General features: G+C 63.0%; 20 protein-coding genes. 9 read left to right on the plus strand and 11 right to left on the minus strand.

Annotated features, from left to right (window positions below):
* Positions 1-10 precede the first annotated feature (10 nt).
* The gene (locus RCH11_RS11205) at positions 11-679 is read right to left on the minus strand and encodes a cyclase family protein (protein WP_327057089.1); all 669 of its coding nucleotides are present in this window, start codon (positions 677-679) and stop codon (positions 11-13) included.
* An 80-nt stretch (positions 680-759) separates the two neighbouring features.
* On the opposite strand from RCH11_RS11205, the gene RCH11_RS11210 reads away from it, so the two are divergent.
* Together RCH11_RS11210 and RCH11_RS11215 are read left to right on the plus strand one after the other, a co-directional pair.
* Positions 760-2,328: a purine-cytosine permease family protein gene (locus RCH11_RS11210; RefSeq protein WP_327057090.1), complete on the plus strand. Its 1,569-nt coding sequence runs from the start codon at positions 760-762 to the stop codon at positions 2,326-2,328.
* Positions 2,325-2,768: a nuclear transport factor 2 family protein gene (locus tag RCH11_RS11215; protein ID WP_327057091.1), complete on the plus strand. Its 444-nt coding sequence runs from the start codon at positions 2,325-2,327 to the stop codon at positions 2,766-2,768. Before RCH11_RS11210 ends, RCH11_RS11215 begins: the two co-directional genes overlap by 4 nt.
* Positions 2,769-2,925: 157 nt before the next feature.
* On the opposite strand, the gene RCH11_RS11220 is transcribed toward RCH11_RS11215, so the two are convergent.
* The 4 genes from RCH11_RS11220 to RCH11_RS11235 all read right to left on the minus strand — a co-directional run bounded on the left by RCH11_RS11220 (position 2,926) and on the right by RCH11_RS11235 (position 6,773).
* Positions 2,926-3,999, minus strand: a complete 1,074-nt coding sequence (locus RCH11_RS11220; RefSeq protein WP_327057092.1) for an HNH endonuclease family protein — start codon at positions 3,997-3,999, stop codon at positions 2,926-2,928.
* Positions 4,000-4,040: 41 nt separating this feature from the next.
* Positions 4,041-4,274 (minus strand): hypothetical protein, encoded by a 234-nt coding sequence (locus tag RCH11_RS11225; RefSeq protein WP_327057093.1) that lies wholly within the window; start codon positions 4,272-4,274, stop codon positions 4,041-4,043.
* Between the two features lie 613 nt (positions 4,275-4,887).
* The gene (locus RCH11_RS11230) at positions 4,888-6,324 is read right to left on the minus strand and encodes an HNH endonuclease signature motif containing protein (RefSeq protein ID WP_327057094.1); all 1,437 of its coding nucleotides are present in this window, start codon (positions 6,322-6,324) and stop codon (positions 4,888-4,890) included.
* A 107-nt stretch (positions 6,325-6,431) separates the two neighbouring features.
* Positions 6,432-6,773, minus strand: a complete 342-nt coding sequence (locus tag RCH11_RS11235) for a DUF3024 domain-containing protein (RefSeq protein WP_327057095.1) — start codon at positions 6,771-6,773, stop codon at positions 6,432-6,434.
* A 145-nt stretch (positions 6,774-6,918) separates the two neighbouring features.
* On the opposite strand from RCH11_RS11235, the gene RCH11_RS11240 reads away from it, so the two are divergent.
* The 5 genes from RCH11_RS11240 to RCH11_RS11260 all read left to right on the plus strand — a co-directional run bounded on the left by RCH11_RS11240 (position 6,919) and on the right by RCH11_RS11260 (position 14,929).
* Positions 6,919-8,007, plus strand: coding sequence for a nuclease-related domain-containing protein (locus RCH11_RS11240; RefSeq protein WP_327057096.1), 1,089 nt, complete (start codon positions 6,919-6,921; stop codon positions 8,005-8,007).
* A 231-nt stretch (positions 8,008-8,238) separates the two neighbouring features.
* Complete coding sequence (locus RCH11_RS11245) at positions 8,239-9,729, plus strand: DUF3375 domain-containing protein (RefSeq protein ID WP_327057097.1); 1,491 nt, start codon at positions 8,239-8,241, stop codon at positions 9,727-9,729.
* Entirely contained in the window at positions 9,719-10,438 is a 720-nt protein-coding gene (locus tag RCH11_RS11250) for a DUF4194 domain-containing protein (RefSeq protein WP_327057098.1), read from the plus strand. The genes RCH11_RS11245 and RCH11_RS11250 overlap by 11 nt, the downstream gene beginning before the upstream one ends.
* Positions 10,431-13,796, plus strand: coding sequence for an ATP-binding protein (locus RCH11_RS11255; RefSeq protein WP_327057099.1), 3,366 nt, complete (start codon positions 10,431-10,433; stop codon positions 13,794-13,796). Before RCH11_RS11250 ends, RCH11_RS11255 begins: the two co-directional genes overlap by 8 nt.
* On the plus strand, positions 13,793-14,929 hold the full coding sequence (locus tag RCH11_RS11260) for a Wadjet anti-phage system protein JetD domain-containing protein (RefSeq protein WP_327057100.1): 1,137 nt from the start codon (positions 13,793-13,795) through the stop codon (positions 14,927-14,929). The genes RCH11_RS11255 and RCH11_RS11260 overlap by 4 nt, the downstream gene beginning before the upstream one ends.
* A 12-nt stretch (positions 14,930-14,941) precedes the next feature.
* Here RCH11_RS11260 and RCH11_RS11265 read toward each other — a convergent pair whose 3' ends face one another.
* Entirely contained in the window at positions 14,942-15,118 is a 177-nt protein-coding gene (locus RCH11_RS11265; RefSeq protein ID WP_327057101.1) for a hypothetical protein, read from the minus strand.
* Between the two features lie 314 nt (positions 15,119-15,432).
* The gene (locus tag RCH11_RS11270) at positions 15,433-15,678 is read right to left on the minus strand and encodes a glutaredoxin domain-containing protein (protein ID WP_327057102.1); all 246 of its coding nucleotides are present in this window, start codon (positions 15,676-15,678) and stop codon (positions 15,433-15,435) included.
* Positions 15,679-15,960: 282 nt separating this feature from the next.
* Between RCH11_RS11270 and RCH11_RS11275 the strand changes: the two genes are divergently transcribed.
* Positions 15,961-17,397 (plus strand): HNH endonuclease signature motif containing protein, encoded by a 1,437-nt coding sequence (locus RCH11_RS11275; RefSeq protein WP_327057103.1) that lies wholly within the window; start codon positions 15,961-15,963, stop codon positions 17,395-17,397.
* A gap of 686 nt (positions 17,398-18,083) precedes the next feature.
* Here the strand turns inward: RCH11_RS11275 and RCH11_RS11280 are convergent.
* On the minus strand, positions 18,084-18,908 hold the full coding sequence (locus RCH11_RS11280) for an endonuclease/exonuclease/phosphatase family protein (protein ID WP_327057104.1): 825 nt from the start codon (positions 18,906-18,908) through the stop codon (positions 18,084-18,086).
* Positions 18,909-18,964: 56 nt separating this feature from the next.
* On the opposite strand from RCH11_RS11280, the gene RCH11_RS11285 reads away from it, so the two are divergent.
* Positions 18,965-19,282: a DUF1653 domain-containing protein gene (locus RCH11_RS11285; protein ID WP_327057105.1), complete on the plus strand. Its 318-nt coding sequence runs from the start codon at positions 18,965-18,967 to the stop codon at positions 19,280-19,282.
* A gap of 129 nt (positions 19,283-19,411) precedes the next feature.
* Here the strand turns inward: RCH11_RS11285 and RCH11_RS11290 are convergent, their stop codons facing one another.
* The 3 genes from RCH11_RS11290 to RCH11_RS11300 form a co-directional block, all read right to left on the minus strand.
* Positions 19,412-20,617, minus strand: coding sequence for a cation:proton antiporter (locus tag RCH11_RS11290; RefSeq protein WP_327057106.1), 1,206 nt, complete (start codon positions 20,615-20,617; stop codon positions 19,412-19,414).
* A 13-nt stretch (positions 20,618-20,630) separates the two neighbouring features.
* On the minus strand, positions 20,631-21,119 hold the full coding sequence (locus RCH11_RS11295) for a cation:proton antiporter regulatory subunit (RefSeq protein ID WP_327057107.1): 489 nt from the start codon (positions 21,117-21,119) through the stop codon (positions 20,631-20,633).
* 142 nt (positions 21,120-21,261) lie between these two features.
* Positions 21,262-21,906 (minus strand): M50 family metallopeptidase, encoded by a 645-nt coding sequence (locus tag RCH11_RS11300; protein WP_327057108.1) that lies wholly within the window; start codon positions 21,904-21,906, stop codon positions 21,262-21,264.
* Positions 21,907-21,950: the final 44 nt, after the last annotated feature.

A 21,950-nucleotide genomic window follows, 5' to 3' on the forward strand; every position in this document is an offset into this window, starting at 1 on the left:
GAGCGGGTGCTCAGATGGACAGATTGAGTGCGACAGCGCGCACCGGCGCTCCATCGGCGGCCTCGAAGGCCAGCGGTAAAAGGGAAATGAAGGGTTCGGCAAAGTCGATCGAGTGCAGGTTGGTCAGGTTCTCACTGATCACTCCGGCCACGTCGGCGAGAAAGTGGTGCACCGGAAAGCCCTCTCCCGGGTGCTCATCGTCGGGAGTCTCGTCGATGTTCAGCGCATCGATGCCGACGGTGCGGATGCCCAACGCAATCAGATGAGCGCAGGCGTCGGCGTCGAGGAAGGGGTTCTCGAAGTACCGGGCGGTGCCGTAGTGCGTGCTCCAGGCGGTATGCAGCAAGACGATCGTCCCGGGAACCAGCTCGGCCTCGTACGCGCTGAAATACTCCCAGCCGATGCGACCTCGTGCGCCTGCCGCGCGAGCGTCGACGACGACACCGGTGCCCACAAAGCGCTCGAGCGGCAGCTCGTCCAGCTTGGGTGCCGCGTCATCGAAGTGGTACGGGGCGTCCACATGCGTGCCCGTCTGCGACCCCATGCTCACCGACAGCAGGTTGAAGCCATCGCGCTCGACTGTGCTGTGCGGGTCGAATCTCGGCACCGGGTCCCCCGGGTAGACCTGTGTGTCGGCATTGACCACCACCGACAGGTCAACGATCTCTCGTATCCTCATGGTCAATAACTATTGCATAGAAGGCAAATTATCCGCTAGTGTCGGCAAATCCGGAGCCGCACCCGATCGAGAGCGAAGCCATGACCCCTAACAATGCCGTTACTGACGAATCCGTGGTCGTCAACCCCCGCCCAAGCATCATCGAGGTGGAAACCCACGGGGTCGACACCATCCCCGACGCTGACCGCACCTCCAGTTGGCTCGACCTTCTTCGCATCCAATTCGGCGGGGCCAACACCTTCGCCACCGTCCTTCTCGGAACCTTCCCCATCGTGCTCGGCCTCTCGTTCTGGCAGGCGGTGCTCGCCACCGTTTCCGGGGTATTGATCGGCACGATCTTCCTCATGCCGATGGGACTGTTCGGCCCGAAGACCGGCACCAACAATGCCGTCTCCTCCGCCGCTTTCTTCGGCGTGCGCGGCCGGATCGTCGGATCCTTCCTCTCGCTACTCACGGCGGTCGCGTTCTACTCGATCTCCGTCTGGGTGAGCGGTGACGCGCTCGTCGGAGCGCTCACCCGGCTCGGTGGCATCCCCGACTCTCTTGGTCTGCGCACCCTCGTCTACGGCGTGATCGGCGTGATCGTCATCGTCGTTGTCGTCTTCGGCTTCCAGTTCATGCTGCTGGTGAACAAGACGGCAGTAATCGCCAACACGATCCTGATCCTGCTCGCCATCGTCGCCTTCAGCGGCACGTTCGACAGCTCCTACGATCCAGGACCGAAGGGCTTTGCGCTCGGAGGCTTCTGGGCGACCTTCGTGGCCGCCGCCCTCATCGTGGCCTCCAACCCCATCTCGTTCGGCGCGTTCCTCGGAGACTGGGCCCGCTACATCCCGCGCAATACGCCGCCGCGCAAACTCCTCGCCGCGACCCTGTTCGGACAGTTGCTCACCCTCATCCCGTTCCTCTTCGGCGTCGCAACCGCCACGATCGTCGCCGGCAAGAGCGATTACGTCGTTGCCCTGATCCAGGCCTCCCCGATCTGGTACGCGGTGCTTCTCATGGTCGTCGCCTTCATCGGCGGCCTCTCCACCGGCACGACATCCCTGTACGGCACCGGTCTTGATTTCTCTTCCGTGTTCCCCCGGTTCAGTCGCGTTCAGGCCACTATCAGTATCGGCGTCGTGGCATTCCTGTTCATCCTCACCGGTCGCATCTTCTTCGACCTGCTCGGCGCCGTGAACGCCTTCGTCGGCGCCATCATCGTGACCACGACCCCGTGGATGGTGATCATGGCCATCGGTTACATCGTGCGCCGCGGCAGCTTCCGTCCACGCGACCTGCAGGTCTTCAACCGCGGTGAGATCGGTGGCACCTACTGGTTCGCCAACGGCATCAATTGGCGCGGCCTAGTCGCGTGGCTCGGGGCGGCCGCTCTCGGACTGCTGTTTGCGAACTATCCGCCGATCATCATCGGACCGTTCATCAACGTCGGTGGCGGTATCGACTTGAGCCTCGCTGTCGCGGTGGTCGCCGGTGCTGTGCTGTACCTTGGTGCGCTCTGGCTGTTCCCCGAGCCGCGCTATGTGTTCGGCGACGACGGTCCGCGCGGGGTTCCGAGCCGGGCGGGCGCGCCCCAGGCGATCGAAACGGATTACGGTTCTACCGCCGCCCGTGTCGCGGCGCGACGAGTCGGAACTTCGGCATGACCGACACTGGCATGACTGACACTGGCATGACTGACACCGGCATGACTGACACCGACGCGGGCACAGAAGCGGATGCTCTCAGCGCGGTCGATCGCATCATCGACGATTTCGCACACCATCGGCGGGACGCCTATTTCGCTGGATTCGCGCCCGACGCGACATTCCTGTTCCACAACGTCGACCATCGACTCGAGTCGCGGGAGGCCTACGAAAAGCTCTGGGCCGACTGGGAGAACGAGGGATTCCAGGTTTTGTCGTGCTCCTCGACAAATCGGCGAATCCAGCTATTTGGATCGATCGCAGTGTTCAGCCACGACGTCGAGACGAAAGCGAAGCTGGCAGGCGTTGCGGAGACCTCTCGAGAGCGGGAGACCATCGTGCTCGGATTCACCGATGGTGTCTGGCTCGGAATTCACGAGCACCTGTCGGCGCGGGAATGACCGGAGCAGTGCCGGACTGCTGATTGGCGCGCCCCCGCACGCGATGCACAGCGCCGACCACAGGCCCGTGCGCGCGACTAGCCCGAACTTCAGCGCCACCACGGTCGCGCGTTAGCATTCGACTCCGCAGATCCGGTGTTGAGGATGCTTTCGGCGCTCAGTTACAGGCGATTCCATCGTGATTGCGGTCGAGGCCGTAGTGATCCGATCCGATCACGGAAACTGTGCCCGTGAGGTAGGCGGGGCCATCGCCGCTGCCGCCGGCGCAATCCACATCGCTCATGACCGGTACGCACCGTCCGGAATAGTTGGGGTCGCATGACGATGGTGCAGGTGCGGGAGCCACTTTCACGGGACTCGCCGCAGGAACAGGAGTAACCACGACGACGGGTTTCGGCACCGAAGTGGGTACGAACGGCGACGTTACCGCTGGCATCGATGCACAATCCGACAGCACTCGCGCCATCGCGTCGTGTTCGGCCTGCGTCACCCACAGCCCATAGGTCGCCTTCGCCGAAACCTGGTGGCTCACGGAGGTGCACCGAAAGGGCTTGGATGCGGGGAGCCAGGTCGCGGTGTCTCCATCCCTCTTCTGCGCGTTCGAGCGGGCATCCACCGCGAAGAGCTTGATCGGATCGTTAGCCAATGCCACACGCTGGGCCCCAGTGAGCTGTTGTGCTCCCGTTCGCCAGGCGTCCCCGAGGGAGACGACATGGTCGATTTGCACAGCGGTGGAGGTGCGATTGCCGCGAACGAAGAAAATCACCCCGCCGGTGTACGGAGAGACCAGCCGCCCGCTCAGTACACGGCAACTGCCGGATTTGACGATTGCCGTGAGGTCGCGGCGCAGCATGTCGTTGCGGGTGTCGCATCCGTTTCGGTCCTCGTCGAGCCAGGCCGTGCCGAACATCGCGGTCCGCACATAACCGGTCATCGGAGCGGGACCCTTGACCGGAACAGTTGCGAGCAGGGCGAAGGCAGTCGTTTGATCGGTCGTCGAGGAGTCGAGGATGGCCACCGAAGCATCCTCCGCGGGCACGGTGACCGTCTTCGGATCGGTAGCCGACTCGGCGGAGAAGGAGTCCGTTGGCGTCACAGGGGGTGCCGAGATGCGGGGTGTGGGCAGTGGTCCTATTGCGACATCCAGCGTCTGGTGCGAGGAGGGTGGGGCGAGCGCTGCGCCCACCATCACCACGACGAGGGAGCAAGTAAGAAGCACGAGCGGAGCCACGATCCAGAACCTTGGCCCGAAGGTAACCCGGCGTCGGTTAATCACCAATCCCGCGGCACAGTATTCGGTGCGCGCTTCGAACCGTAGGCGGTGTAGTCGCCTCGCAGATAGCGATACTCGCGATCCAGTGACTTACGCATGAACCGGATGACCAGGCGTACAAAAAGACTGGTCACGAAGGCAGACATGATGAAGCCGACAATCACCAGAACGAGCCACAGAACGAGTACGGGCACCCCAAAACCGGCGAGGGCGGAAATGTAATTGGGATCCATGCCTCAAAACTAATGATTTATCAGGTCGCGCGAAAGCACCCGTGCGGCGTGGCGGTGGGCCTGCGCGAGTGAGCCGCAGGCCTCAGACCATAACCCAAGCCGTGCGGTTTCGGCCCGCTCCGTGGTCGCCGCTGCGGTCTCATATCCGGCAATATTCTCGCCGTGACCAGCATCGCCAGCGTGCAGTCGTACCGGTAGAGCCGCTTCACGTCAGACGCCAGAGCAGAGTTGACTCGACCGGGCGCCAGCTGCTTCAGCCGAGCGGATGCCTCCGGCCCCATGCGCTGTTCCGGCGTGGCGTGTTCGACAGTGTGTCTACACAACGTGGGGCATGCGCGTCCCCACCCCACTGAGCCCACCCCACCAACCGTCAAATCGAGTGTGTCCCCGACCACGAGCTGAGTGATGACACCCTGCCCGGTCGAAAGGGGCGCAACCGGGGGAGCAGAAGCCACTGCCACCACCGCAATCAGGAGTACCGGCCCAGAGGCACTGCGGCGGCGCTGACTCAAAAACACAGGGGGACGGCTACCCCGTTGAGAGCTTGCGCGACATGACTATGCATCGGAAGGTGGCGCATTTTCTGTCGCGTACTGGGTGGCCGGGTGCAGCATCACTGTCGACGCCGGAATTCGAGGCGCGGCAGCACGCTGCCGCGCCTCGGTGTGCGGAAAACATCGATCGAGCTCGGCGGAATGAACCAGGCAACTCCACCCCGAACAGAAACCTCCCATCCGTTTGCATGGACTGCGTGGTGATCGGACGAACACAGGGGAATCGCGTTCTTCAGGTTCGTCAACCCGCCGTCCCGCACGAACCAATCGATGTGATGCAGTTCAGTCCACGAGGCCGGTCGGCCACATCCCGCGCAGGCGGAATACGTTTCACCGATGGCGAGGCGATGCTTCCTGTTGAACAGGCGTTGTTCCCGCCCCAGATCCAGCACTTCGCTCGGCCCGCCCATCACGATCGGGATGATGCCAGCTTCTGCGGCCATCCGTCGCGCCGTTCCCGCCGAAATAGGATGGTCGATGCCGTCAAGACGGGCTTCGCCGAGACCGGAGAGCAGATCATCCAGGGTCAGCCGCACGACGAGGGTGGTTTTCGGCAGCGGACTCGCTGCGAAGGCACAGTTCGAAACATGCCCGAACAGCGCCAGCACAGCATCCGACGCGATATTCGCGCGGGTACGCGGGTCTCGCAACTCCTCGGCAAGGGTCGGTGGGTCGTCGAGAAGGTCCTGTATCGCATCCGCACCGTCCCCGTTCGTGCGGTCACCCGTCTCATTCCGCCGGCCGGTGTGGAAGACGCTCTCGACGTACCCGTCGACGTAACCGCGGACGGATGCGGCAGTGAGCGGATCCATATCCCAAATCATTCGGTGCATGCCATTGGCCAGTTCTGTGATCGACAGTTTCCGTTGACGAATCAGTTCTTCTTCGCGGGGTTCAATGCCATCGGTGTCGAGGCGGTCACGGCACTGGACCGCCAACGTGCGCACCAGGTCAGCCGGCGCTGTGCAAGCAAAGTCGACCGTCACCTCTTCTGCGTACGCGACATCGTCCGGATGGGCTCGAGGGCTGGCCTGGTCGAGGTTGGTGACGATGGCGGCCGCGGCATCCATTCCCACCGTGCCATCATCGAGGGCAGCCGCAAGACGCGGATAGCGAGGGGCTATCGTCTCGCCGGTGATGCTGAGCGTCGGGGATGTCGCGGTGGCAACGCGAACGAACCGGGCAGCTTCCTGCCGCCCGATTCGCCCCACCCGGATGAGGGAAGAGGCAGCACTGGAATCCATCATCCGATGTGCGAGACCGAGCCGACCTAGACTCGGCCGAGACCGTTCGGTCACCTCCGCGATCAGTCGCACGATGGTCGCATCCGTCGCCCGTCGCGTCTGGAACTGTTCCGCTAGGGCGAACATGAGCTCGCTGTCGGTGAGCGTGCTGTGCATGAGCTCGCTGTCGATGAGCGTGCGGCTGACACGATTCGTCGCATCCGCGCACGCTCGGTCCACCGGTGGAGCGGCGGTCACGGTGGTTCTTTGCATGCACTGACTCTCGCACCGAACACCGACATTCCTGCGTGCTAACCATCTCCTGAACAGCACTTCCTGTGGATAGTCGCCGGCCGTGCGCCGCTGTGGAGGAGTGGTAGTCAGCCCCAGAAGATGGCTGTTGGATCCGCCTGCAACTCCGCCAGGATCTCCACGAGGGAGACCCCCACACCGATATCACGCGAGTAGTTGAGCAGGCGATCGTTCCGGTCGGTGGCATACAGAATCCACGTGTTCACAGCCGGGTCCACGGTCAGCTTCGCGATTCGCCTCGAGGACCATTCGGGCCCGAAGTCTTCGCGCCACGGTGGCCGTCGCTCGGTGATTACCGCGGAATTACCGCGAAAACTGGCCGAAACGAGGATCTCGTCGCGAAGATCTGCTGGCACCCGAGCTTCGCACCAGGAGCTGATTCGTCGACGGTCGAGTTCGGTGATGGCCACGATTGGATGGTAGCAACGGATGGCTATCAAACGTGTCGAGAACGCTTCGGCCCGACAAATCCTGAGCTAGGCCATCATCGAATCTACCCTGCACTGGGGGAGTGCGTTACAGAGTATCGCTCGATATCCTCAGGGTTGGGGAAACATGACGTTTACTGATCACGCTGGCAAGCACACCGACTTCGCCGGCATCCAGTCGCTGTCGTCTCGGGAGGCCGGCTATGCCGTTGCATTGAAGTGTCTCGAAATTCAGACCAAGGCGGAATCCCGAGACCCTTCGCTGAGGACCCCGCAACGGGTCATCCTCCATGACGACGCGTGGCCGTGGTACCAGGGCGCCCTCGGCGAGATCAAGGTCGGGCGGATGCTCTCCGCGCTCGGCCCGGAATGGTTCGTCAGGCACTCCGTTCCGATCGGTGCACGAACCAAGGATGTCGACCATTTGGTCATCGGTCCCGGGGGCGTCTTCGTGATCAATACCAAGCACCACGCTGGCGCCAACATCTGGGTCGTCGACCACGCGCTCGGGATCAATAAGAGCGCACTTCGACATCTTCAAGATGGCCGACGTGATGGTGCTGATGTGGCAAAGAGGCTCTCGGCGAAGGCAGAGTTTCCCGTTTCCGTGGGGCCTGTAGTCGCCCTCGTCGATCCGCAGTCGGTGAATGATAAGCGCTCTCCACACAATCGCCCTGTGGTGGTGCTCAACGCTCTCAAGCTCGTGGCCTGGCTAAAGGCTCAGCCACAAAACCTGAGCGACACAAAGTTGTCGCTGCTCAAGCTCGCCGCGGAGGAACCAAAAACGTGGCATGTCGATCCCCAGACTGCGAACACTCTCCGCGTGATGCCGCGTTTCGAGCGCCTTGTCGCGGACGTCGGAACTCCGCGCAAACCGGCGGCGGCTACACCCCGTTCCCGAACGTCGGCCGCACCCCGGTGCTCTCCAGCCCTTACGGTTGACCGTTCGCAGCAAAAGGCACCCGCGGCGCGAAAGGGCGCGCGCGGACCCACCGCGGGCGACCTCTTGAAGCTCTGGTTTTCGGTGGCAATCATAGTCGTCGCGATTTTCACTTTCCGCTCGATCGCCAATCAACCCTGCGTCTCTCCTGTCGGCTGCATCGTTCCGCTCCTATACCTGGGCGTGAAACCGCTTCTGATGCTGGCTGGGGCTGGGGTGATTGGGTTCGGTGGAATAGCTACAGTGAAATGGCTTGCGCACGACGCTTTTCGATGAGTCAAAAGTCCATGGTCGCTGGTTCAAGCCCGGGCGCCGTCGACTCCTACAGCGCTCACAGTGCGAAGGTCTCCACCTCCGCTCCCTTTAGTGACACGTGCGCCCAAACGTTTAGGCGCACGTGTCACTAACAGCCGCAGAGGTGCGGATGGGGATGCGGAACCGGATGCGGGCGGGGAAGCCTGCACTCCCCGAACGACGACAACCCTTCCGAGCCACTACCCTCGAAACATGAGCCAGACCGCGGCGCAGATCGTCACCTCCGCGACCCGACTGAGGCGGTTGAGCGAGGAAGCGGCCTGGCAGCTCATCCGGGCCCAAAATGCTCACGTCATCCTCGCCATTCTTCGCAGTAACTTTGTCGAATCCGGCAAGACTCGGGTGCCGGCGCCGATGCTCTTCGAGCGGATCGACGATGACGTCGTTGCGCTGAGGGGCGCCGGGTACGACCTGCCGCAGACCGCTCAGCAGTATTGCGCTGCCTGGCTGAACCAGGGATACCTGGAGCGTCGGCCGGGGGAGATCGGCGGCGACGAGACATACGAGCTATCCAGCGAAGCACTCGCGGCCATCGGCATCGTGTCGGACCTCGAGACGCCGCCGAAGGCCGCGACGGAGAGCCGACTCACCACGGTGATGTCGCAACTCGACCAGCTGGTGGTCGACACGGATGAGGATGTCGCCTCTCGGGTCGAGGCGCTCGAGCGCGACCGGGATCGGCTCGATGCGCGCATCGCCGCCATCCGGGACGGACGCTCCGGCACTGTCGATGACCGCGTCGCGCTCGAGCGGGTGCGGGACATCCTCTCGCTCGCCGACCAGCTGCCCGCCGATTTTGCCCGCGTGCGACGCGAGATCGAACGCTTGAACGTGCGCTTTCGCAAGGACATCATCGAGAACGACGGCGGTCGCGGCGATGTGCTCGAGGCCCTGTTTCGCGGCGTCGATGTGCTCGCCGAGCAGGAAGCCGGCCGCAGCTTTCAGGCCTTCTACGCACTGCTCACCGATCTCGAGCGCAGCGCCGGGCTGGATGCCGCGATCGAAACGGTGCTCAGTCGATCGTTCGTCAGTGAGCTGACAACCGCGCAACAGGATTTCCTGCGGGATCTCGTTCCGAGTCTCAGCCAGCGCGGTGGCGAGGTGCACGAGGTGTACGTCTCACTCTCTCGCTCGCTTCGCAATTTTGTGCAGCGACGCGAGTACGAGGAGGAGCGCACGGTTACTCGGCTGCTCACTGTTGCCCAGCGGCGTTTCGGGGTGATCAGTGAGACCGTGCCGGTGCACCGCTTCTCGGGGTTCGAGCTCGGACTCAGCCAGTCCGAACTCTCGTCGGTGGGCCAGTGGACGCCATTCAGCGACGACGGTGAGCGGCCGCCGGGTCTCGTCGAGAACGTGGCGCACGACATCGATCTCGCCCAGATCCTCGCGATCATCCGGGAGAGCGAGATCGATATGCGCGAGCTGCAGCAAAACGTGGCATCCGCTCTCGAATTCGCGACCGTGGTGAGCGTTGCGGATGTGCTTGCGCGCTTTCCCGCGACCCAGGGATTCGGCAGCGTCGTCGGCCTCGTCTACATTGCGCTTCAACGGCAAGACTCGGGTACAGCAATCAAGAGAGACGGGCAGACAGAGACAGTGCAATGGAATTCTGATCCGGCCAGATTTGCCAAAGTACCCCGGCTGCTCTTCACTGCGTTGAACGGAACCACCGATGAGCGCTGACCTGAGTGAGACGAATTTAACGGTGCATCCCGAAGAGAACGCCGACTCCGCCGCGCTCTTCGTCGGCGACACCGGCCAATTCGACGTCGACACCAGACGGGCCCTTGTCAGGCTCATTCGCGGACCCTTCCTGGACGGATCGGCGGATGAGTTGGTGTGGGCCGCTCTCCTGCGTAATCAGGCCGTGGTGCGGCAGTACCTCTCGGAGATTTTCCTGACCCTCATGGTGGATGACGCGGAACGCGTTGCCTTCTGCCAGCAGGCATCGGAGGCCGACGTTACCTTCCCGAAGCTGCTCCGCCGGGTGCCGCTCACGCTCATTGACAGCGCCCTCCTGCTCTTCCTGCGCCAGCAACTGTCGACGGTCACCGGCACCGGCAACCGGGCGATCGTGGGACTGGACGACATCACGGCCCAGCTCCAGCCCTACCAGCGGGACGCAACATCCGATCATTCGATCCACCTCAAGCGGATCAACGGGGCGGTCAAAAAAATGCGCGACAGCGGCATCTTGCGTTCGACAACGACCGAGGCGCGCTTCGAGATCTCACCCGTTTTGCGCATCCTGTTTCCACCGGAGCAGATCGCCGCGCTCACCGACTCGTATGAGCGATTCACCGACTCCACTGAGCAATTCACCGCGGCGTCAGATGACGTATCTGAGTCAGAAGGCGTGCCAGCGGAAGAGAGCGACCCCCTCGATGAGTGACGAACTGCAGATTCTGGATGACTCCGACCTGAGCGAGTTCTGGGAGCATGAGAGCACCGGCCGGCCGCATCCCGGACAGCATCGACTGGTCGGATTGCAGCTCGTCAACTGGGGCACCTTTGCTGGCCATCACGCGGTGCCGATTTCGGATCGCGGCTTTCTGCTGACCGGTGCATCCGGATCCGGTAAGTCCTCACTGCTCGACGCGATCTCCGTGGTGCTCGTGCCGGCGAAATGGCTCGACCTCAATGCGGCCGCTCGCGACACGAACGCGAAGGGACGAGACCGCAATCTGACCAGCTACATCCGCGGCGCGTGGTCGCGCAACACCGACGAGACCTCGGGAGAAGTGGCCACCCAATATCTGCGGCCGGGCGCGACGTGGTCGGCGATCGGGTTGCGATTCAGCGACGGCCTCGGCATTGAGACGACGCTGGTGCGGGTTTTCTGGGCTGCGCGCGGCGTGAACAGCGACGACAGCATCACCAAGACGAGCATCATTTTCGACAGCGATTTCGACCTGCGAGCGCTCGAAGACGTCGTGGCCGATGGCCTCAACCTGCGGGTGGTGAAGAGCAGGCTCACCCCCATTTTCGCCTCCTCAGACTTTTCGAGCTTCGCCGACAAATTCACCCGACGGCTCGGCATCTCGGGGGATCGCGCCCTGCGCCTGCTGCACAAGACCCAGTCGACGAAGGGGTTGGCAAACCTCGATACGCTGCTACGCGACTTCATGCTCGACGAGCCCGCGACTTTCGCAGCGGCACAGCGCACCGTCGAGCAGTTTGTCGAGCTCGAGGATGCGTACCGCTCCGTGCAGCGCGCCGAACGGCAAGTGGAACGGCTCGGTCCGATTCGAGAGTTGGATCGGCTTCGACAGCAATCGCTGGCCGCTGCCGGCCTGCTGGCCTCCGATCTGGCATCGACCGATGCCTTTCGCGTGGCGAAGTCGATCGAGGTGCACGAGCGCGAAATCGTACGTCTCGATCGCGAAATCGTCGCCGAGAGCGCCCTAATGGCGCAGGCATCCACCTCTGCAGATGACCTCGACGGGCAGCTTCGCGCCCTCCGCGAGCAGCACGGGCAGGCGGGTGGATTCCAGCTCCAGGCCTGGCGCTCCGAGATCGCGAGCCTCACCGAGCAGCTCGCCGCGCCGAAGCGGGCGCGAGTGTTGCTCCAGGAGAAATTGCGGATGCTCGGATCTTCCGAGCCGTCGAACGCGGCGGAATTTGCCGATCTTGTGTCCCAGGCACAGGGCGAGGCGGAGTCGATTGCGGCAGCGGCCGAGTCCGTGAGCGAGAGCCGCGCTGAAGCCCGCGTTGTCGAACGCGATGCCGTCGACGAGCTCAACACCGTGCGAGCCCAGCTCGCCGCCCTTGCTCGCCAGCCCTCCAACATCGACAGCAGGGACCTGGAGCTGCGAGACCGACTCGCCACCGCGCTAAACGTCGCCCCCAAACGACTTCCTTTTGTGGCGGAACTCCTCGAGGTGCCGGCGGAACACGCCGTTTGGCGCGGGGCGATTGAGCGGCTTCTCGGCGGGTTCTCCCGCTCGGTAATCGTGCCGGAGGCAGTCTATACGGTGGCATCCGAATACATCGACTCTCACCATCTCGGCCGCAAGCTCCTGTACAACCGTGTGTCCACGTCATCCGTTGAACCGGTGCTGAGCGTCTCGCGCACGTCGGTCGTACGCAAGATCGAGGTATTGGTCGGAGATTTCGAACCCTGGCTGAACTCCGAACTGAGCCGTCGATTCGACTATGACTGTGCCGAAAGTATCGCCGCTTTCCGATCCAGCGACCGAGCCATCACGCCGACCGGCCAGATTAAACACTCGCGAACCCGCCACGAAAAGGACGATCGAAACACGGTGGATGACCGACGATCCTGGGTGCTCGGTTTCGACAACCACGACAAAAACGAGCTGTATCGACAGGACGAGACTCGACTGCTCGCCGAGCTCGATGCCGCGAAGGCGTCTCTCGACTCTGTGATCTCCCGACAGGCCGATATCGGCGCGCGTTTGGAGGCCTGCCAGTACATCCGAAACCTGCACTGGGATGACGTGAATGCGGAGGCCCGCATCGTCCGGATCCACGATCTCGAGACGCAGGTTGCGACGTATTCCGCGGCGTCCGGTGAGCTGGCCGGCCTCGATCGTCGGCTCGACTCGCTCGGCCGCGAGGCTCAGGAAGCACGGCAGGCCGCCAATTCTGCGGCGGTGCGCGTGAGTGCCGAACGCGACGAGGCTGCCCGGCGGCGGACTGGGCTCGGTGATGCGCAGTCGGAACAGTCCGAACTCGAACCGATAGGGGCATCCACCCGATTGCGACTCGACGAGAGATTCACCGCGCTCGCCCGCTCGGTGGCACTCGACAAGCTCGGCGAGTCCGTGGCAAAAATGACGACAGCGATCAGTCGTGAGTTGGACGCGGTGAGACGCACGATCGGCGAGGCGGAGGGGGAACTCGTACGTATCTTCACTGCCTTCTCCGCGGAGTGGCCAGCCGACGTGGCGGATACAGACACGACTGTCGCGAGCACACCGGATTTTCTGCGCATTCTCGAGACGATCGAATTCGACGGCCTTCCCCGCTTTCAGGGTCGCTTCCGCGAACTGCTGCAGACCCAGTCAAACCAGAACCTCGCGCAGCTGGTGCAACTGATGGCCCAGGAGCAGAAGGAGGTGCGCAAGCGCATCCAGCCGGTGAACGATTCACTTGCCTCCGTCGACTTCAACACGGGAACTCATCTGGAATTAAAAGTCAAGGAGCGTTTTTTACCAGAGGTGAAGAAGTTTCGGCTGGATGTGCAGGGCATTCTCGAGAACTCGCTCACGGCATCCGCCTCCGAGGCCGAAGCGAAATACGAGGCGCTGCACGCACTCGTCACGAGACTCGGGAGCAGTTCCTTTGCCGACCGCACCTGGCGAGAGCTCGTTCTGGATGTGCGGAAACACGTCGAATTCCAGGGACTCGAAAAGTCCTCCGACGGTGTGGTGGTCGACATCCACACGTCCGGGGATGGGCGATCGGGAGGCCAGAGGGTCAAGCTCGTGACCTTCGCGCTTGCCGCCGCGCTTCGCTATCAGCTGGGCGGGCGCAAAGCGGTGACCCCGCAGTACGGCACCGTGATCATCGATGAGGCGTTCGACAAGGCGGATGCCGAATTCACCGAAGGATCGATGCGTATTTTCGAGCGCTTCGGGTTTCAGATGATTCTCGCGACACCGTTGAAAATGGTTCAGACGCTCAGCGAATTCATCGGAGGAGCTGCCCTCGTCACCATCCGAAACCGCAACGAATCTTCGCTCAGTCTCCTCGAAATCACGAATCTCGCAGGCCCCGCCGCATGAAGTCGCTCGCGACGGTGCGCGGCGAGGCCGCGGTTCGCTTCGAGAAAAACTTCCTATTTTGGTCGACCGACGGCTCCGGCTCCTGGCCCCTCTCGTTGGCGCTCGGTGCGCCCGACGAGAAGGAGGCCCTCACCAATTTCGAGGGGACGGCGCGGTGGGCACGGCAGTGGATGGACCTCGCGGATTCCCTGCACATCGTGACGGCACAACGACTCTGGCGCACCGGCTCGCAACTCATACCCACCCACATCCGATTTATTTCGGCACCGGAGTTGGCGGCCTTCGTCGGGCGGGCGAAGGAGTGGAATCGCGCAATCGAGCGGCTGCAGCAGCTGGCAGCCGACTGGCCCGCGGTTCAACCTCTTGATCGAAAAACCTTCACTCGACTTGTGTCTCTGTCATCGCTCGAGTGGCAGCAGACGCGGCAATTCTTGCGCTGGGTCGCGCGGCATCCGACCTCCGGCCTGCTTCCGCGGCAGCTGCCGATCCCCGGAGTCGACAGCAAATGGTTCGAGACTCACCGCGCACTGTGCACAGCGCTCCGGCGGGCGACCGCGGGCGACGAGCAGGAGGGGTTCGGCCTGCGAACTCTCGAAAAGCTGCTGACCCTTCGGGTGCTTGATCCCCAACTCAGAGCAGGGCTCGCTGGCCTGGGCGATTTCTCTGCAGAGCCGGACGTACTCGCCGCGCTGCGCTGGCATCCGCGGGTCGTGATCGTCTGCGAAAACCTGCAGTGTGCCTACTCATTCGGTGATATCGAGGGCGCGGTCGTGATCGCGAAACAGGGCTACGCAGTGGATGTCCTGAGCCGGTTGTCCTGGCTTGCATCCGCGCGCATTGTGTATTGGGGCGATCTCGATACGCACGGTTTCGCCATCCTCAATCGGTTCCGCAGCTATTTTCCGCGGGCAGAGTCGATCCTGATGGATGAGACGACACTGCTCGACAATCGCACGCTGTGGGCGAGCGAACCGGATCAGAATGTGCAGTTGCTGTCGCTGCTCACCGAGCCCGAACAAGCCGTTCTCGAGATGCTTCGGTCGAGCACTTACGGGCCTTCCGTGCGCCTCGAGCAGGAGAGAATTCCCTGGGCGGTCGTGGAGGGCGCGTTCGAGCGGGTGCTGGGGCAGTAGTGTCGCCGACTTTCACGGCCAGACCGGAATAATCAGGTGGCCTGTGCCCGGGTGAGCGAGGGCAGTTCCGGTCAGAATTGAAGCGGAGTCGGTATCACTGTTGAGCAGAACCGTCACCTCGGGGCCGCCAGTGCCGCCTTCACCCGTGCGGCCGATCCCACTCACCTGCTCGCTGTTGCCATCGAGCATGCCTGGTGACTGGCGAGAACGACATGCCCTCACCCAGTGAACGTGTTCCGCTCGCCACTCACCGGGAGCACTTGCCGGATCGCGTTAGCTTTTACCGGGTCTGAGTGGCCCGTTCCGGATCACAACTCGAGGTTGGGGCCTTGTCGTGCGTGCGCGGCACGGGCATGCACTTTGGCTGGCAGAGACAAATGAATCACACAGGTGGTTACGACGGATCCGGGGGCGCTATTGGGAAAGCCCGCGATGCGCTCGGATCGAACCCCATAAGCGTTAGCGAGGATCACCGGGACCGGATACTGCGCACCTGAAGCACCTCATTGAGAAGAAGTGACTTTCTCCCGCAGCTCTGAATCGCTCGGCTCCACCAAATGACTTCCATCGGTGAATTGGATCACCGGGATGTTGGTGCGCCCGCTGATAGCGATTGCGCGGTCGGCACCGGTGAGGTCTGCTTCGAGATCCACGTAGTCGTAGTCCACACCAAGCGTGTCGAGCACCTTCTTCGAACGGCGGCAGTCGATGCACCATTCGGCTCCGTACATGGTTACTTTATTGCTCATGGGAGGCGCAACTCGTACCCCGCTTCGGGAATTCCCCGGCGCGCATTACGTCTTAGTCGCGCCACCTCGCCTCTTCTTGGCCACCTTTTTTCCACTGGGCCAGCTTTTCCCCACCGGGCCGATTCGCGTTTTACCGGCCACCAGTGTTCCTGTTGGCCGGCTACTAGTGTTCCTGTGGACACCGCTAGAACACCTCTCGTCCACCAAACCACCTCAAAAATGTTGTCTACAGATTCGCCACCTCATCTATCGAACATACGTTCGAAGGTGAAAGATTGAGTTATGTCCACCCCCGACCTCCTTCCACAGTTCAACTCCGCAGTAGCTGCTGCCGAGGCGTTGTCGAGGGATGTCACGGCCTATCGCGCCCTCGCTGACGATGCCCTCCTTCAGGTCGCTCGACGATCAGCTGACGCCCAGCGCCTGATGGGCACAACAGCGGCGGTGATCGCCGGCGAAATAGCGCGACGATCCGCGATATCTCTCGGCCACGATGGGCTAGCCCAGCGCACCGGTTATCGAACGGCGATCGAGCTAGTTCGCGTTACCACCGGACTTTCGGGGCGAGAAGCGGCCGCAGCGGTGCGCGTCGGCACCCTGGTGCAGGATGCTACCGATCCGCACTCCTGGCGGCACGCCCTTGGGCAGGCGGTGGGCCAGGGTGCCCTTTCTGTCGGGGCTGCTGATTCGATCCGGGCCGGCCTCGGCGAACCGAGCGCCCGAGTTTCGGAAAGCGCTCTTGCGGAGGCAACCAAACGGCTGTGCAGCGAATCGGAGACTCTCGATACTGATCGCCTTTTTCGGCGTGCCCGCGAACTACGGGACGAGTTGGACGAGGCGGGCATCGCCGAACGTGAGAACGAGCGACGTGACGCGCGCAGCCTCACTTTTACCCGTCTTCCCGACGGAATGAGCCGATTGACGTGGCTGATGGATCCCGAGACCGCCACGATCACCTCAGACCTCTGGGATCGGGCAACGTCACCACGACGTGGCGGGCCGCGATTCGTGGATGCTGGCAGCACCGACTTCGAGCGAGCAAAGCAGATCACCGACGATCCTCGGTCGACGGCGCAGCTTGCCTCCGACGTGTTCGTGGAACTACTTCGCCAGGGTGCGGCTGCCGACTCGTCCCAGCTGTTGGGATCGGGTGCACCCGTTGTGCATCTGCTCGTGCTGAATGCGGCTCTCGACGAGAGCGATGGCGAGGCCATGGGTGCGAGCGCGGGCCATACTCAGGGCCCTGCCTACGGCCACCCTCACGCTCACGGCCACCTCGAGGGCCAGCTCGATCCCGTGAGCATCGAGACCATCCAACGCGCGCTCTGTTCGTCGACCATCGAGCCGATTCTTTTCGACGACAGTGGTCACGCGCTCGACGTAGGCCGCGACCGTCGGCTGTACACGCGTAAGCAACGGCAAGCTCTCGCGGTTCGCGATGGCGGATGCATGTTCCCCGGATGTGACCGACCGCCATCCTGGACCGAGGCCCACCACACCAAACACTGGTCGCGAGACCGCGGCAGCACGAACATCGACGATGGAATCCTGCTCTGCCGACATCATCATCTGCTCTGCCACAACAATCACTGGGAGATCCAGCAAGCGGAGAGGGGTTTCGTCCTGATTCCTCCGATCGATGTGGACCCCGACCAGGTGCCGATTCCTCTGCCATCCAAGAGCGCAGCCCTGCGAGAACTCCGTGCTGCGGCGAGCTGAGGGTATGCCCGAGAGGATGCTGGGTGCCGGGTGCCGGAGCGACCCTTGTACGAACTCGTGCCGGGCACAGGGTCGGGCTCGCGCCCACGCTCGGCACGAGCTCACACCCAAGCTCGCGCACAGATGGAACGCCCTGGAGCCTTCTTCGCAACGCCACATTTGGAGTGCTAGTCGCTTTCTCAATCACCATCTGGTGCAGCGTGCACACGTTGGTTACGAGCTCAGCCGCCTCAGCCATCACCTGGTCGATGGGCTTATGGGCCATCGAAATCTCGTCGAGGACGCCTCGGTGTTCCGATATTTGATGCCAACCATCGCCTCTCGAAGCTGCTCAAGAGTGAAGGTTTTGCGAGCGGTACCCCGCGAGGAGGCCAAGGTGGGTATCCGGCATGAGGGCAAGCCGAGGGGAGATGAATAACATCATTGCTGTGGCACGAGCCTGGGTTTCGGCTTTTTCACTGAGATTGCTCGTCCAGCTCAGGAGGCGGTCGTCGATTTCTCTCTCAGTGTTTCTGTCCACCGGATGGATTAAGCGGAAGATCCTCGCCAGGGACTGCTCTCCGAAGTGCACTATCGAAAAGACACAACGCCCCCGAGTCTCGACGGAGGCGCGGGATAATGTCGAACACAAGGCACCTTCTTCCCCGATCAACGGGGGAGCGGGAAGCGGGATCAAGTGTGCGCGCTTACCCGGGCAGGGTGATAATCGCCTGCACCGGCGCGTGGTCAGAGGGCCAGCTTCCGTCGAATCGAGTGACGTTGATGCCGGTCCGGGAGACCGAGATCCCCGGGGTCGCGAGGATCCAGTCGATGCGCTTGTGATCAAGTCGCGGCGGTCGGTAGTCGAGAAAGGTTCCCCAGGCGTCCGTGACACGGTCTACCGCGATATTCCACGTGTCGACGAGCGTATCCTCGGCGGTGATAGCAGCGTAGGGGAGCGAACCAACACTCGTGTTGAAGTCGCCAGTCACGATGGCGGGAAGGGTGCCGGACCCGACGAGCGCCCTCACCAGCGAGGCGGAATGGATACGCGCATTTCGGGATCGATGATCGAAATGAGTGTTCAAAGCCCTGAATTCGTTGCCGGTGATCCGGTCACGAAAGGTGGCATCGATAAGTACTCTCGGAACCTTGTTGCCCCAGGTAGTGGAGCCGGTGACGCTCGGGGTATCCGAGAGCGCGGTCTGCTCCCAGCGCAGCAGCGTGAGCCGGCGACCGTCGTAATACAGGGGACAGCCTTCACCGCGTCGATCGGTATTCCGTCCATAACCGATCGCCCGGTAATTGTCCCCGAGGGCATTGCGCAGGTATTTGGCCTGGTCAGGAAGAGCCTCCTGCACCCCGAGGATCGTCGGGAGCTCCGAGACAAGAAGCCGAGAAATCAATGGCCGGCGTTTGCTCCACCGATCAGGATTACCGGGCAACAGGCGCGGCATCCGCCGACGTATGTTGAAACTCATCACCTGCAACTGCGGGGCGGCGACGGGGCCGAGGAGGGGGATATCCGTCACGCGTCCAGCCTACGGTCGTCGCGATGCCGAAGACGCCTAAACGCTAGCCTTCTGAAATGGTCGAAACAGACGGGCTCGAAACAGACGGGCTCGAAACAGACGGGATCGAAACAGACGGGATCGAAACAGACGGGATCGAAACAGACGGGATCGAATCCCTTGCCGAGATCCCCGCCGGAACATATCGGCATTACAAGGGCAACCTGTACGAGGTGATCGGAGCTGCTACCCACTCGGAGACCGAGGAGCCCCTCGTCGTGTACCGCGCTCTCTATGGAGAGTTCGCACTATGGGTGCGTCCGAGAGAGATGTTTCTCGAAGATGTCGAGGTCGATGGTCGAAGCATGCGGCGGTTTTCGCAAGTGGAAAACTGACGGGCATCACGGCACGGGTAACAAGAGCCGGTGGCACGCTGGAAAGGGCCGCTGGCGAGCTGGTATGGGCCGCTGGCACGCTGGAAAGGGCCGCTGGCGAGCGCAAGTGAGAGGTGACGGGCACAGACATCAGAACCGCTCCGGCGTGTCGCTTGCCGTCCGCACCCGCTGTTGCCTGAGGCCGATCCAACGACGAAACCAGGCAGCATCCGTCATTCGGGCCAGGATCGGGCCGGCGATTACCGTCAGCAGCACGTAAGCGGTAGCCAGCGGCGCGAGCCTTGGCTCGATGCCCGAGCCCGCGGCGAGACCGGCGATCACGATCGAGAACTCACCACGGGGCGTTAGCGCGAATCCAGTGCGCCAGCGCCCCGGCAGGCCGATGCCCGCTGCCGCCGCCGCGGCATAGCCGGTGAGAGTTTTTGTCGCGATCGTGATCACCGCGAGAATTGCGGCGGGTAGCAGGACCGGCGGGACGCTGGCGGGCTCTGTCGAGAGACCGAAAAAGACAAAGAAGATGGCGGCGAAGAGGTCGCGAAGCGGGGCGAGGAGCTGTTGGGCGTTGTGCGCCACCCGGCCGGAGAGGGCGATGCCGACCAGGAATGCGCCGACCGCTGCCGACACATTCACCTCCTGCGCGATTCCTGCCACCAGCATGGTCAGTCCGAGAACACCGAGCAGCAGAGATTCCGAGTGGTTGGCGGCGAAGAGTCCTGAAATGATACGACCGTGCTTCAGCGCAAGGTAGAGAATCACCGCGACGACCAGAACCGCGACGAGCAGTGCAGCCCCTCCCACGAGCACACCGGTGCCGATCACCAGCGCCGAGAGCACGGGCAGGTAAAAGGCCATCGCGAGATCCTCGATCACCAGGATTGACAGGATCGTCGGCGTCTCGCGGTTACCCAATCGCCGTAAATCCCGAAGCACCTTGGCGATCACCCCGGAGGAAGATACCCAGGTGATGCCCGCGAGCGCCACAGCGGCCACCGGACCCCATCCGAGAATGAGCGCGCAGGCCGCGCCGGGAACTGCATTGAGGAGTACATCGAGGATGCCTGCCCTGCGGGACTGATTGAGGCTCGAAATGAGCTCCGTTGGTGAATATTCCAATCCGAGCATGACCAGCAGGAGGATCACGCCGAGCTCGCTCCCGAAGGTGAAGAATTCGTTGCCTGCCTCCAACGGCACAAAACCCCCGACACCGAAGGCGAGTCCGGCGAGCAGGTAAAACGGGATTGCGGAGATGCCGATCCGGTCGGCGAGCCGGGATAGCAGACTGAGCCCAAGCAGTACGGCCCCGACTTCGACGAGAAGCAGGGCGGCGTCATGCATCAGCGGAGGGGTATTAGCCGTCGGTGAGAACGCGGGCCAGGGCGTCCAGACCCGAGCGGGTACCCACGGCCACAATGGTGTCGCCGGCGGCGAGGGGAGTGTCCGGGGTCGGCGAGGGGATGACATCCGCTCCCCGCACGATCGCGACGATGGAGGAGTGCGTGCGAGTGCGGGCCCTCGTGGCTCCGAGGACCTCGCCGGCGTAGGGCGAGCCAGCCGAGATCAGGAGCTGCTCGGTGAAGAGGCCAGCGGCCTGTTCACGGATGGCGGCGAGCTGCCCGAGCATGAGCGAGGCCCCGAGCACATCGGCGAGAGCGGCAGCCTCGTCATCGGTGAGAGCGATCGAATCAACCGCCTCGTCGGGGTCGTCGACGCCGAACAGCGCGAGCTCCCGCTCGCCAGAACGATGAGAGACCACGCCGATCCGACGCCCTCTCTTGGTGATGACGTCATGGCGCGTGCCGATGCCCGGCAGATCAATCTTTTCGACGCGTACGCTCACGCGGCAACCCTAACAGTCGACGCGGTCATAGCACAGGCACACTAGCCCCGGTGCTGCCGGCGGCCGGAAGGCGCGATGACGCCAGTCATGACGGGATATGGTGCCGGATACTGCGCCCGCGACGCCACCCGTTTGACGCCCGCTACGACGACAGGTGCGACACCAGATACGACCACACCGAGAACACGCAGCATCCACCGATCAGTATCGCGAAGAGCAGAAGCCAGACCGGAGACGGGATGCCGGTTCGGCGGTAGAGAAGGTAGGCATCCGAGGTGGAGAGCTGGTCGCGACGGCGAAGGTGCACACCAATGACCGTGCCGAGCGCCCGCACCGCGCCGACGAGCAGAGCGATCCCAATCACCAGGAGGGCGTAGCCCTGCACCGTGGGCGTTGCAGAGAACCACAGCAGCGCACTGGTCGCCGCCGAGACAAGCACCACGATCGCCCCAAACGCATTGCGGATCACCAGCAGCGTCAGCACCAGCATGATCCCGCCAGCGAAGAGCGCAATCGCGGTGTACCCGTTGAAAACACTCCAGAGCTGGGCGGCACCGACGATGGCGGGCGCAGGATAGCCGAAGACCCCACTCACGACCGTGCCGAACACGCCGCGACCACTGCTTAGCGCATCGCCCGAGTGATTGCGACGGATGCGGATGCCGTGCACCACCCGTCCGGTGAGGATCGCGGCGACCGCGTGCCCGAGTTCGTGCACGAGTGTCGCGAAGAGGCCAAAATACTGCCAGGTGGCTCGCGGCAGGCTGAGCGCCGCGGCGACCGACACGATCCCGAGCAGCACGGGCAGCGGGATGGCGACGGGCGCTGTTC

It is taken from the genome of Glaciihabitans sp. GrIS 2.15, assembly GCF_035984695.1.
Taxonomy (GTDB): domain Bacteria; phylum Actinomycetota; class Actinomycetes; order Actinomycetales; family Microbacteriaceae; genus Lacisediminihabitans.